Origin of the sequence: Geobacillus thermopakistaniensis, from assembly GCF_000498995.1 — a bacterium.
Taxonomy (GTDB): Bacteria; Bacillota; Bacilli; order Bacillales; family Anoxybacillaceae; genus Geobacillus; species Geobacillus thermoleovorans.
Window position 1 is genome coordinate 26205 of the sequence record NZ_AYSF01000056.1, and the last position, 13265, is coordinate 39469.

Annotated in this window: 11 protein-coding genes and 1 pseudogene; 3 read left to right on the forward strand and 9 right to left on the reverse strand. The window is 50.0% G+C overall.

Annotated elements, in window-relative coordinates:
- Nucleotides 1–9 precede the first annotated feature (9 nt).
- The 4 genes from T260_RS127790 to T260_RS127775 form a co-directional block, all read right to left on the reverse strand.
- Nucleotides 10–909, reverse strand: coding sequence for a carbohydrate ABC transporter permease (locus tag T260_RS127790; protein ID WP_023634101.1), 900 nt, complete (start codon nucleotides 907–909; stop codon nucleotides 10–12).
- 132 nt (nucleotides 910–1041) lie between these two features.
- Nucleotides 1042–2310 (reverse strand): ABC transporter substrate-binding protein, encoded by a 1269-nt coding sequence (locus tag T260_RS127785; RefSeq protein WP_023634102.1) that lies wholly within the window; start codon nucleotides 2308–2310, stop codon nucleotides 1042–1044.
- A gap of 61 nt (nucleotides 2311–2371) precedes the next feature.
- On the reverse strand, nucleotides 2372–4468 hold the full coding sequence (locus T260_RS127780) for an amylo-alpha-1,6-glucosidase (protein ID WP_023634103.1): 2097 nt from the start codon (nucleotides 4466–4468) through the stop codon (nucleotides 2372–2374).
- 194 nt (nucleotides 4469–4662) lie between these two features.
- Complete coding sequence (locus T260_RS127775; protein WP_023634104.1) at nucleotides 4663–5679, reverse strand: LacI family DNA-binding transcriptional regulator; 1017 nt, start codon at nucleotides 5677–5679, stop codon at nucleotides 4663–4665.
- Nucleotides 5680–5857: 178 nt separating this feature from the next.
- Between T260_RS127775 and T260_RS127770 the strand changes: the two genes are divergently transcribed.
- Nucleotides 5858–6058 (forward strand): alpha/beta-type small acid-soluble spore protein, encoded by a 201-nt coding sequence (locus tag T260_RS127770; protein WP_011230435.1) that lies wholly within the window; start codon nucleotides 5858–5860, stop codon nucleotides 6056–6058.
- Between the two features lie 12 nt (nucleotides 6059–6070).
- Here the strand turns inward: T260_RS127770 and T260_RS127765 are convergent, their stop codons facing one another.
- The 3 genes from T260_RS127765 to bcaP all read right to left on the reverse strand — a co-directional run bounded on the left by T260_RS127765 (nucleotide 6071) and on the right by bcaP (nucleotide 9586).
- Nucleotides 6071–7138, reverse strand: coding sequence for an anti-sigma factor domain-containing protein (locus T260_RS127765; protein WP_011230434.1), 1068 nt, complete (start codon nucleotides 7136–7138; stop codon nucleotides 6071–6073).
- Entirely contained in the window at nucleotides 7135–7893 is a 759-nt protein-coding gene (sigI, locus tag T260_RS127760; protein ID WP_021321416.1) for an RNA polymerase sigma factor SigI, read from the reverse strand. Before sigI ends, T260_RS127765 begins: the two co-directional genes overlap by 4 nt.
- Nucleotides 7894–8170: 277 nt before the next feature.
- A complete protein-coding gene (gene bcaP, locus T260_RS127755; protein WP_023634106.1) occupies nucleotides 8171–9586 on the reverse strand; it encodes a branched-chain amino acid transporter BcaP in 1416 nt (471 codons plus the stop codon).
- Nucleotides 9587–9903: 317 nt separating this feature from the next.
- Between bcaP and T260_RS127750 the strand changes: the two genes are divergently transcribed.
- Both T260_RS127750 and T260_RS127745 read left to right on the forward strand, forming a co-directional pair.
- Nucleotides 9904–10245 carry a DUF485 domain-containing protein gene (locus T260_RS127750; RefSeq protein WP_011230430.1) on the forward strand — a complete coding sequence of 114 codons (342 nt, stop codon included), beginning with the start codon at nucleotides 9904–9906 and terminating at the stop codon, nucleotides 10243–10245.
- Complete coding sequence (locus T260_RS127745; RefSeq protein WP_014195250.1) at nucleotides 10245–11780, forward strand: solute symporter family protein; 1536 nt, start codon at nucleotides 10245–10247, stop codon at nucleotides 11778–11780. Before T260_RS127750 ends, T260_RS127745 begins: the two co-directional genes overlap by 1 nt.
- A gap of 61 nt (nucleotides 11781–11841) precedes the next feature.
- On the opposite strand, the pseudogene T260_RS127740 reads toward T260_RS127745, so the two are convergent.
- Both T260_RS127740 and menC read right to left on the reverse strand, forming a co-directional pair.
- A pseudogene (locus tag T260_RS127740) lies at nucleotides 11842–12090 on the reverse strand (GNAT family N-acetyltransferase); the annotation flags it as partial.
- A gap of 43 nt (nucleotides 12091–12133) precedes the next feature.
- Nucleotides 12134–13261 (reverse strand): o-succinylbenzoate synthase, encoded by a 1128-nt coding sequence (gene menC, locus T260_RS127735; protein ID WP_023634107.1) that lies wholly within the window; start codon nucleotides 13259–13261, stop codon nucleotides 12134–12136.
- Between the last annotated feature and the right edge of the window lie 4 nt (nucleotides 13262–13265).

Sequence of the window (13265 nt, forward strand, 5' to 3'; positions counted from 1 at the left end):
CTCATCCCCTTAATAAAGAGACTCTTCTTTTGACAACTTCCGTTGCAACAATGTCACGATGAAAATCAAAATCGCTAACGCAAACGCAAGCGCAGCGGCATATCCCATTGTCCCTAATGTTTTAAATGCATATTGGTAAATCAAAAGCACAACCGTCAACGTCGAGTTGTTCGGACCGCCGGAACCGCCCGAGAAAATATACGATTGGTCAAACAGCTGGAATGTCCCAATCAGCCCCATGACCACGACAAATGAAGTCACCGGCCGCAAATAGGGAACAGTAATATGCCAAAACTTTTGCCAAGCGTTCGCGCCGTCCAGCTCAGCTGCTTCATACAAGGAATCAGGAATATCTTGCAACGCCGCCAAATAAATGACCATAAAGTATGGGGCTGTCGCCCAAATGTTCATGATCATAATGGCATTCAATGCTACATCGGGATCGCCGATCCAGTTATATGTCGGCAAACCAACCGCTTTCAATACGTGATTGATAAGTCCATTTTGGTTGTACATCCACATGAAAATGAGCGTCAGCACGGCCGAGGACGTCAACGTCGGCAAAAAGTACACAATGCGGAAAAACTTTTGTCCCTTGAGCCCTGCATTTAATGTCGCCGCTAATACAAGCGCTAAAATGGTCTGGCATGGAACGACAATGACGACATATTTCAGCGTGTTCCATAACGCGATTTTGGCCCGAGTATCATCGGCCATGCGCTTGAAATTGTCCAACCCGACGAACTCAAACGAAGTCGTACCCAACAATTGCACTTTGTGAAAGGCCAGAAAAATCGCAAACAAAATCGGGCCGATAATAAAAAGAAGCAGCACAAATAAAGTAGGAGACAAAAACAAGTAGCTTGCTCCCGCTTCGCGCCACATTCGCTTCGTTGACATTCTTTTCATCTTATTCCCTCTCCTTGCCGAGAATCAAATCGCTGTTCCTCTCTTTCTAACGCAGCCAAAAATAGCTGCGGTTAGAAAGAAAGGAACAGCTCCCTGGCAGAGCATGACCCGTCTGCCAAGGGCTGATTCGCCTTATTTGCTTTCGATTTCGCTGTTCGCCGTTTTTTGTGCTTCTTTCAACGCTTCAGCAAGCGGACGTTCACCGAGGAAAGCGCTGACAAATTGGTTATTGAAGTTATTCGTAATAATCGGCAAGTTCGTTCCATTCTGCCATACGGTCGCATACGATGCGCCAGCGACAAGCGGTGCACGCAGCGGATCTTTGTCAAATCCCAATTCAGCAGCGACCGATTTCCGCGTCGGCAAAGCGTATCCCTTGCTCGTCCATGTTTTCATTCCTTCTTTTCCTGTCAAATACTCGATCAGCTTCCAAGCGGCTTCTTTCTTTTTCGAATCTTTGTTCATGACATAGGCAACCGTATAAGCCATAGTCGTTTTTTTGCCGTTGATCGTTGGAATTTCAGCCGTTCCAAATTCTAAGTTCGGGAACGTCTCTTGCAGGAACGGAATCGCCCAGTTTCCTTCAATGACCATGGCCGCCTTGCCTTGACCGAACATCTCGCCGCCCCATGTAGCCCCAACTTCATTAGGTTGGGCTGCCGACTTATCTTTTAAGTGCATATCAACGATCGGCTGGAGCGCCTCGACTACTTTCGGATCAGCGAAGCTCGCTTTATTATCTGTCACAACTTTGCCGCCTTTGGATTCAGCAATGTAGTATAAGCGAGCCAGTTCCGGAGCAACGCCAAATCCGTATACTTGTTTCCCTTTTGTCAGCTTCTTCGCCACTTCCCGCAGTTCGTCCCAAGTTTTCGGGACTTCAACACCCGCTTCTTCGAACATCTTTTTATTGTAAAACAGTGCTAGCGTCGAATAGTCTTTCGGGAACCCATAAATTTTTCCATCTTTCCCTTTAAACGCATCAAGCATCGGTTTTTCAAAATCGTTAATGTCAAAATCGTCCGTTACATATTTGTCAAGCGGCTCAAGCGCCCCTGTTTCAATCAGAGCTGGGGCTTCAAATGCATCAAGGTAAAACACATCCGGCCCTTGCCCACCCGCTAAACGGGTTTTGATGACATCCATATACTGGTCGGCAATGACTTCATACTTGACCTTAATGTTGGGATATTTTTTTTCAAAATCATCCAACGTTTGTTTCAACAACTTTTGCTCCGTTGGATTGCCGCCCCAGCCAGCTAACGTGACTTCTACTTTCTCGCCTTGCTTACTCCCCCCGTTTGCCTTCTCACTTTTCTCACCACCGCCGCAACCGGCCAAAAGGCTGCCAAACAGCATCGTTGTGATGCCTAGCGCTGCCATCCACTTTGTTTTGCCCATGTAAACAACCTCCCCTAAAAATTGGTTTATATACACAGGGAAAGGAATGCTTCCCCTGCTGTTAACGAAGGACAATATCCCAACCCGTCGTATTCTCATCGATTTGGACATGGAAGTTATCCTGCTCACGGGTAACCGTCAATGACAATCGCCCGCCGCCGATTAGGATGTTTTCCACACGCAACATATTCATCGAATCAAGCAACGTCGGCGACAGATAAATATTCTTTTCCAACGCATTAGGAAACAATCCTAATAACGCCTGAACAAACACAAGCGGCGTCCCAGCCGCCCACGCCTGAGGCGAGCAGGCGACAGGATAGCGGACCGGTTTTCCCTCTGACCGGCTGTAGCCGCAAAACAACTCCGGCAAGCGATCATACTCAAAATGCATCGATGCTTCCATGAGTCCTTCAATGACCGTCTTTGCCTCGCGCCGCCTCCCCAGTTTGCTTAAGCCAAGCAAAATGAGGCTGTTGTCATGCGGCCAAATGCTTCCATTATGATAGCTCATCGGGTTATATCCCGCTTCTCCTTCGGCCATCGTCCGGATGCCGTAACCCGAAAACATTTTTTCCGAAAGAAGGGTGTCAATGACGGCATCCGCCCGCCTTCCTTCGAGCATTCCTGAAAACAGCACATGACCTGGGTTCGATGTAATCGTTCTGACAGGGGCTTTGTTTTCATCTAACGCAAGAGCATAAAATTTCCGATCTTCCATCCAAAACTGTTCTTCAAAGCGCTTTTTCAAAGCTTCCGCCTGCGTTCGAAGCGCTTCTGCTTTTTCCACTTCCTGAAGCTGTTCGAAAATGTCGGCAAGCCCCATTTTGGCGTGATAAACGTAGCCTTGGACTTCAACAAGGGCGATCGGCGCGCGGGCATACTCGCCGTTTTCGTGCACAATCGAATCGCCTGAATCTTTCCATCCCTGATTGGCAATCCCCTTGCTCGACTCCTGGAAATACTCGACAAATAAATCGCCGTCGCGGTCGCCATACCGGTCAATCCAATGGAGCGCCGCATCAATGTTGGATCGAAGCTGCCGGACGAGATCGAAGTTGCCGGTCCATTTGACATACTCCACCAACAGAACTAAAAAGAGCGGCGTCGCATCGATCGTTCCGTAATAAGGGGTAAACGGAATTTGATTCGTATTGGCCAACTCACCGAATCGGATTTCATGCATGATTTTTCCAGGCTGTTCATCGCGCCACGGGTCTACTTTCGTTCCCTGATAGCGGGCCATTGTCAACAACGTGCCTTTGGCTATTTCATGGTTGAACGGGAGCAGCTGCAAAGCCGCAATCAAACTGTCCCGGCCGAAGGGAACGCCAAACCACGGAAGTCCGGCCACCGGAAATGGCCCACAGCCAAGATCCGTAAGCAGCACCCGCAAATCCCCAATGCCCCGGCGGACTAAACGCTCAAACTGTCGTTCGTCCGTGATGACGTTCGCTGTTTCCCTTTCCCAACGCTGATAGGATTCTTGCAATCGTTGAAGCGCCTGTTCAGGCGGAATGACCTCCACTCTGCCTGTTTTGCCGATGATTGGTTCGACCATCAACGTAACCGTCTGCTCTTCCGCCGGGTCGAGCGCAAAGTCAAAAACAATTTCTCCATGTTCCTTAACGGTTTTCTCCTCTCGATCCCAGCTGACCTTCGTTGCCCGTTCCACTCCGTCGGCTCCCTCGTAATGGAACGTGAGCGAACGTTTTCCAATGGTCTGGCCTGTCCGCTTTCCCACCTCTCCTGTCTGAAAGCCGCGAACGATAAACATATCGGCAAAATCGGCATCCATGTGCACGCTGATTTCCAATTGCACCGGCTTGGGATGATAATTTTTCAGCTTAATGGTTTCATAGAGCACACCCGCATAAATAAATCGTTTGCGCTCAATTTCAACGGATTCGCGCCACAAAATCAGCTCTCCGTCCCGTTCAATATGAGGGTTTGTCAATAAAATGGTAGCGACATAATTTTGCGCCGCATCAGACGCCAGCAGCACCGGTTCTTCCCCATTGATGCGCAAACTCCATTTGCTCAAAAAACGGGTGTCTTTTGTATACAGCCCTAATCCGTACGGATGATGTTCAGGGATATCCCCGTCTTGATCCGTCAATAAAAACACATCGTTTTCTTTAATCACTCGATAATCCATGCTGCTTCCCCCTGATTCTAGGTTGTCATCATCGGCTCAACAGCACGATGTCTTTCCTGCGTCAATTATGCTTACAAGCGAATTCCAAAACGTTTTCATTGATGATTCAAAAAAAGTCTGTCTTCATGACACCACAACAATCCGAAACGTTTTGGATCATAACTGAAACTGGCTCAGGGCGGTGAAAAAAGCCCTCATCCATCTTTTTTCACCGTCGACCCCCGTATTTTCAGTTCTGTTTCCAGAATCTTGACATGGGACTGAGCGTTGCCTTCCAACATATCAATCAACAGCTTGGCGGCCTCATATCCCATAGCAAATTTGTCTTGGGCGATGGTGGAGAGTGCAGGCGATGAATAGGACGCTAAAATAATGTCATCGTAGCCAATCACGGCCACATCGTCCGGAACCCGCTTTCCAAGCTGTTTTACTGCCTTGATGACACCTAGCGCCATTAAATCGCTTGCACAAAAGAAAGCCGTAATTTCTGGATATTGCTGAAGCAGCCTCAATGCCTCCTGCTCCGCGATTTCTTCGCGGAACGCTCCATTGGCAATCCAATATTCGCGTACGGGCAAACCTGCTTCAATCAATGCTTCCTTGAATCCTTTCTCACGCTGTTCACTCACAAATGCGTATTCATATCCATTGATCATAGCGATCCGTTTATGCCCGAGCTCAATTAAATGACGCACCGCTTTTTTCGCACCCAGCACATTGTCCGTTGTCACATAGCCAACGGTTTTGGACTCGATGGGAATATCAATCAGGACACATGGAATTTCGCTTTCCACGACCTCATGCAAATACGGGTCATCCGTACGAATCCCTTGCAAAATCGCCCCATCGACGCGCCGCTCCCGACAAAGCTGTGTATACGTTTTTTCTCTTTGCTTGGTCGATGTCGTGCTGAACAGCACCATATCATAATCGACTTCACTGACATACTCATTGACGCCGGCCAGCACCTCAAAGGTAAAATTATCCTTGGCACTTTCCCTTGTTAATCCAGAAACGAGCAGCCCGATCGTCTTCGATTTATTCATGACAAGCCCGCGCGCCAGTGTATTGGGGCTGTAGTTCAACTGCTTCGCGATATCCATGATTTTTTGTCTCGTTTTTTCATTCACATCGGAATAGCCGTTCAGCGCGCGTGAAACCGTCGTAATCGAAACTCCCGCTGCCTTGGCAATATCTTTAATGGTTGTCACTGCCATTCCTCCAAAACGTTTTCGGTCATCTGCTCGTTTTCATTATAAACAATAACCGAAAACGTTTGCAATCTTTTTTTAATGAAAAATTCCTCCTTTAATTCCCAACCATATCTCTTTGTTAGATCGTCCATACTAATCATACCGCATCAAAAAAACCATCAAGGAGGAATTTCATATGGCTCGTTCAAGCAACAAACTGCTTGTTCCAGGCATCGAACAAGCGTTGGAACAAATTAAGTACGAAATCGCCCAAGAGTTTGGCGTACAGCTCGGGGCTGGCACGGTTTCGCGCGCCAACGGCTCCGTCGGCGGAGAGATTACGAAACGGCTCATTGCTCAAGCACAAAGCGAATTGGCAGGCCGAAAAACGGAATAAAGCCGAGCGGAATCACTCGGCTTTTTTCGTTTTGGCATCCATCGCTTTCAAATGGCGGTGGACGTCGGCTTGGCGGCGGTGTCCCTCCTTGCCGCTGTCGCCCCCATTCCCCTTTTTCTTTTCATAATGAGCGCCTGGCCGCAACGGACGGGCGTTCCCATGGCTTTTCCATTTCACATAACTCTCTTTTTCAGGAGAAAGGCTTCCTTTGGTCGGATGAGAATGTTTCTGCTTGCGCGGCGACTGTTTTTCGTTTTTTGATGGCTTCGGGTTTGACTCGTTATGGTTCTGTTTCTTTGACGGCTGTTGTGTCGGTTGTTCTTTGACCGCTGGCATTTTGTTTTCTTTTTCTCCACCTTTGGCCTTATCTTTCCAACCTTCTCCTTTCCGGCCGTTTCCATCTGCCGAGCGGACAGATGCTGGCGCAGCCGGTTTCACCTTTTTCTCGATTTGCAATAGTTTTCCGGTTGTCATCCCCCGTTTGACAGCTTGGTTGCGCACTGCCATCGTACTATTGGCCGTGGTAATGACAATCCGGTCATCCGCCACTGACCGCTGGATTTCCGCGAGCGCTGCGGACAGCTTCCGCGCTGAAGAGGCGTCGCGCTCCCTCTCCACCGTCGTAATCAGCACTTCCCCGCCTTTCTTTAAATACCCCTTTTGTTCGCTTAACGCAATGATTTGTTTCGTTACCGAAGAAAACGGTTGACGTTTCCAGGAAGGAAGCGCCGCCAGCACCTTCTTTCCTTCCTCATTGTAAGCCTTCAGCGTCAACACGCGCAGCTCCGCGTCGACGCCCGCTTCCATGCTTGGGTTGATGTCGATCGACATGTAGGCGTACACCGCATTGGAAGGCCATTGAATCCAAGTCGCTAGAAGCACCGTGGCCGCCGTTAGAACGCTTATGAGCGCATATCGAAACGAACGGCGGCGAAACGGAAAAGGACGGCCAACCGCATTCGCTTTGACCTCTTCTCCAATCTCGCATTCTTTTTCTTTTTTCAATCGAAGAAATTCCCCTTCCGGCGTCAATACAGTGACGAACTCTTCATCCAACTCCAGCACAATTCCCTTTTTCACGATGAAAGCACCCCTTTTATATAGTCCTTCAAGTAAATGTAATCGCCTGCCAAAATGACCGCGACCGCAATAATGTATTTTCTGTTTCTCTCAATCGTCTTGCGGCTGACCGACGCCATCGTTTCCAGCTGTTTGATCGGCAGTTGCTTTTTTCGAAACAAAATACCAAGCCATTCGTCATTCGCAACAAGCAGTTCAGCCACACGAATAGCGTTGAGGCGGGCGTCTTTATGTTTTGGCGATTGTTCGACTAAATCGTGAAAATGAATGCCGAATTGTTTCAGCACTTGCTGGTAATGGAGAATTTCTTCCCGACGCTGTTCCTGTTCGATTTGCCTATAAAACTCCTCAACCGATAATTTCGCATCTACGTACGTTTGCGCCGCCTGCTCGCCGTTTTCTTCATCTTCGACATGCCATATGGCCTCTCGCGTTCTCACCTCTTTTCGAATGTAATCGATGAGGCGCCGCTTAATGAGCAGCTCCGCAAACGACAGAAAGGAACCTCCTTTGTGCAACGCATATTTTTCAATCGCTTCGTTAAAAGCGATCAGCCCGATGCTCGCCTCATCATCTTCCTCGCGGATGAACCTCTTGCATACACTTGAGACTGTTTTGACGATAAACGGCTTATATTGCCGGATAAGCTCATTGCGCAACGCTTCATTTCCCCGCTGAATTTCCACAACCGTCCGTTCAAGCGTTCTCTCTCTTCTTTTCAATAATGTCCCAAACACCCTTTTCACCCCGCTCATACAAAACCGGACTGACGCTCGTTCTTTATACTATTCGCACATCGCAATCCAAATATGACCGTCGTTCAAAGGGGATTTTTTTAGCTGTGCAAGTGAACACAGGTCCCCAAAAGAGCCCAACGCCGCCGCGCCGAGCACACGCCTTCCATCGGCAAAAAATCAGGTGTTTTTCCCATCTAATGAAAAAGGGGAAACGCGGTGTTGCCGAAAAGTTTGACGAAATGGAAAAAGGGGCTGTTTCCCCATTGGGACAGCCCCCTTTTCATTATGTGGCCGCTCATCCAGCCTTTTCTTCCGTCCGTGCCATTTCATTCAGCTCACTATGCTTGCGGCCGTAGATAAAGTAAATCACTAGACCGATCAGCAGCCACGAGACAAAACCGATCCATGTCATCGCCGGAAGCTGAAGAACGAGGTAGCCGCAGAATAAGACAGCCAAAATCGGGACGACCGGGACAAACGGAACGCGGAATGCCCGCTTTAAGTCCGGCTGCGTTTTACGCAACACCAACACGCCGATCGAGACGGTGATAAAGGCAAAGAGTGTGCCAATGTTCGTCAGTTCCGCCAATTTGTTGAGCGGGATGATGCCGGCGAATACCGCTACAGCCGCTCCCGTCAGCCACGTATTGACATACGGCACTTGGCGCGTCGGGCTGATGCGAGCAAACACTTTCGGCAGCAAACCGTCGCGGCTGATGGCGTAGAAGAGACGCGTCTGCCCATACATCATCACAAGGAGCACGGTCGTAATGCCGGCGATCGCCCCGAGCGAAATAAAGCCCGCCACCCAGTCTTGGTGGATATAGTTTAACGCAAACGCCACTGGGTTTTTCACGTTGAGCTGCTCGTACGGAACGATGCCTGTCAATACGAGTGAAACCGCAATATACAACAATGTGCACACAAGCAACGAGACGATGATGCCAATCGGCATATCACGCTGCGGATTGCGCACTTCTTCCGCCGCCGTCGACACCGCATCAAAGCCGATGTAAGCGAAAAACACCGTCGCCGCGCCGGTCGCCACGCCAGAGAAGCCATACGGCATAAACGGCGTCCAGTTCTCCGGTTTGACGTACCAAACACCGACCGCCAAAAAGAGCAGCACGACCGCCACTTTAATGGCAACGATCACCGCATTAAAACGAGCCGATTTTTTCGCACCTAAATTCAACAAAAACGTAATGAACAGAACGATGATAATCGCTGGCAAATCGATGAACGTTCCTTTCGCCGGATCATACGCACTCGTTAGCGCCTTCGGCAGCTCGATGCCAAAACCGGAAAGCAACCCCTGGAAATAGCCGGACCAACCGACAGCGACCGCCGACGAAGCAACCCCGTATTCCAAAATCAAATCCCATCCCAAAATCCAAGCGATGAGCTCACCAAACGTGGCATAGCTGTAAGTGTAAGCGCTCCCCGACACTGGCACAGTTGAGGCAAATTCTGCGTAGCAAAGCGCCGCAAACACACACGCCAACCCAGACAAAACGAACGAAAGAACGAGAGCCGGACCAGCATGTTCCGCCGCCGCCACCCCGGTCAAGACGAAAATGCCTGTCCCGATAATGGCGCCGATGCCGAGCATCGTCAAATCAAATGCGCCTAACTCTTTTCGCAGCGAAGCTCCTTTTGCCCCCGATTCTTTCATGAGCAACTGAATCGGTTTTTTACGAAACAAATTCATAGATGTCTCCCCTTGTCGTTTTTTGTAGAAAATTGTTGAATTTTATTGTCGAATACAGTTGTCATTCTACATGATCCTTGTTTTTTTGTAAAGTGCGAAAATAAGAAAAACAGCAAAAAATTTTTTCCGTTTTGTGCGGCAAAGCAAAAAATAGTTTTTTAAAATAACAAAAAATATTAATTTACAATTTTTTCAGATAAATATATAATGAATATGTGACAAATTTGTGACAGAAAGGAGGATGGTTCTTCCGATCATCGTCATGCATCGATATCTCATTTTGAAAACGCTTGAATTCAAATCAAGGAGGGATTTTCATGGCCGTCAAAAAGCAGTCGTTTTCCGATCCGGTCGGCGCTAATTACGAAGCGATCGCCCAGTCAGCTTCATTTCGCGCCCTCATCCAAGCGAAGAAACGCTTTATCGTTCCGGCGACCGTCTTTTTCTTCGTTTTTTACTTCACCCTTCCGGTATTAACGTCGTACTCGAAAGCACTCAATGCGCCGGCGATCGGGCCGGTCAGCTGGGCTTGGCTGTTTGCCTTTGCGCAATTTATCATGACATGGGCCTTATGCATCCTTTATTCGAAACGCGCAGCACAATTTGATGCCATCGTCGAGCAAGTGAAGCAAGAAGCGAAGGAAGGAGGAAACGCCTAATGCACGGGTTGGCCTTTTTCCTCTTTCTCATCATCGTTGCCTTGACGCTCGTCATTACGTACTACGCCTCCAAGCGCACGAAAACAACGAGCGAATTTTACACCGCTGACAGCAGCCTCACCGGCTGGCAAAACGGGCTCGCCATCGCCGGCGACTATATGTCCGCCGCCTCTTTTCTCGGCATTGCCGGCATGATCGCGCTGACGGGATTTGACGGCTTCTTTTACAGCATCGGCTTCCTTGTCGCTTATCTTGTCGTCTTGTACATCGTTGCCGAGCCGCTTCGCAACCTCGGCAAATACACGATGGCCGATATGATCGCCGCCCGTTTTGATGATAAGAAAGTGCGCGGCGTCGCGGCGTTAAATACGATCGCCATCTCGATCTTCTATATGATCGCCCAGCTTGTCGGCGCCGGCGGCCTCATCAAGCTTCTGTTAGGCTTAGACTACGTTTATTCTGTCTTGATCGTCGGCGTTTTGATGACGGTGTACGTCGTCTTCGGCGGCATGACGGCCACGAGCTGGGTGCAAATCGTCAAAGCCGTCTTATTGATGGTCGGTACGTTTATCATTTCCATCATCGTCTTTGCTAAATTCGATTTCAGCATCGCCAAAATGTTCCATGAAGTCAAAACCGCGACACCGCTTGGCGAAGCGTTTTTAAACCCGGGCAACAAGTTTAAAGACCCGCTCGATACGATTTCCTTAAACTTGGCGCTCGTGTTGGGGACGGCCGGGCTGCCGCATATTTTGATCCGCTTCTTTACGGTCAAAGACGCGCCGACCGCGCGCAAATCGGTCGTTTATGCAACATGGATCATTGGGATTTTCTACGTAATGACGATCTTTTTAGGGTTTGGCGCCGCCGCGTTCGTCGGCTATGACAAAATCGTCGCCGCCAATCCGGCCGGCAATATGGCCGCCCCGCTGTTGGCAGAAGCCCTTGGCGGAGATTTCTTGTTCGCTTTCATCTCTGCCGTAGCGTTTGCGACCATTTTGGCCGTTGTCGCCGGGCTCGTTCTGTCAGCCGCCTCGGCGTTTGCCCATGACTTTTACAGCCATATTTTGCGGCGCGGCCAAGCGACGGAAAAAGAACAAATGCTCGCCGCCCGCTGGGCGTCTGTCGGCGTTTCCGTATTATCGATTTTGTTGGCGCTGGTCGCGCAAAAAATGAACGTCGCGTTCCTTGTATCACTGGCATTTGCGGTCGCCGCAAGCGCCAACTTGCCGACGATCGTCTTTACGATTTTCTGGCGCCGCTTTAACACCACCGGAGCGATTACAGGCATGTTGGTGGGGCTCATCAGCGCTTTAGTGCTCGTCTTCTTCAGCCCGAACGTCTGGTCGCCGCAGCCGGGTGCTGCCATTTTCGTCGGCGAACCGCTCTTTAAGCTCGCCAACCCGGGCATCATCTCGATTCCGCTCGGCTTTGTCGGCGCCATCGTCGGCACGCTCGTCTCGTCGAAAAAAGCGGATGAAAAGAAATATACGGAAATTGTCGTCAAGGCGAATACTGGGATCGGACGCGTGTAACACAACGAAGAAGGGGCTGATCCAAAACGCGAATGCGTTTTGGGTCAGCCCCAAATTGGCGTTACAACAGTTTGTATAGGTAATATTCATTGACAAATTCTCCGCCCACTCTTAATGATTGAACCCTCTCGCCTTCTAATACGAATCCCATCTTCCTATATAAGTTGAACGCCTTATCGTTCCCTTTCATGACCGTAAGTCCTAATCTCGAAATTCCAACTTCCTTTGCCCACTCAAACGCTTTGTTGAATAGTTTAGTGGCAATGCCCTGTCCTTGATAGTCTTCAAGAACTCCCAAAACAACATTGGCAGAATGTCGATTTCGTTTTACATCGCCTCCCTTTTATCATCCTTTATGCCGTCGCCGTACGATGAAACACCTTCGCAAACTGCGTATACCGCTCCACTTGGCGGCGGTCGACTTCATAGCCGATGCCCGGGGCGTTCGGCACGCGGATCAAGCCGCCTTGCACCTCGACTTCCGGTGTGATAATATCCCGCTCCCAATAATGGGACGACGCGGCGGTGTCGCCGGGAAGCGCGAAGTTTTCCAACGTCGTGATCGCGATATTGTGGGCGCGCCCGACCCCTGCTTCCAGCATCCCCCCGCACCACACCGGCACGCTGCGCTCAGCACAAAGATCGTGGATGCGCTTCGCCTCCCAAAGCCCACCGACGCGCCCGATTTTGATGTTGATGATGCGGCAGCTGCCAAGGTCAAGCGCCTTGCGCGCATCGTCATAGGAACGAATGCTTTCATCAAGGCAAATCGGCGTCTGAAGAAGCGGCTGCAGCCGGGCGTGATCGACAAGATCGTCAGCGGCGAGCGGCTGTTCGATCATCATCAGCCCAAACTCATCGAGCGCCTGAAGCCGCTTGGCGTCAGCGAGCGTATACGCCGAATTGGCATCCGCCATGAGCGGCACGTCGGGAAACGCGCGCCGCACGTCGCGAATGACATCAACATCCCATCCCGGTTTGATCTTCACTTTGATCCGCCGGTACCCTTGCGCCACATACCGCTCAATCACCTGGAGCAGATCGGCAACCGTCGGCTGGATGCCGATGCTGACGCCGACTTCAATTTCCTTTTTCGTTCCCCCGAGAGCTTGACAAAGCGGGACGCCGAGCCGCTTGGCATACAAATCCCATACCGCTCCCTCAAGCGCCGCTTTCGCCATGTTGTTTTGGCGGATGGCGGCAAATCGCTCTGGCAATTCCGCTGGATGCCTAAGCGGCTTCGAAAACAAGAGCGGCACGAGAAACTCTTCAAGCATATGCCAGTTCGTTTTCACCGTTTCCTCGCTGTACCACGGGGCGGAAAACGCAACCGATTCGCCCCAGCCGGAAACGCCATCGCAGTCGACCGCCTCCACTAAAATAAACTCTTTCGTTTGAAACGTGCCGAAGCTCGTTGTAAACGGCGCCTTCAACTCCATTTGCAAATGGCGCAATATGACGTACTCGATGTTGATCGCCATTCCT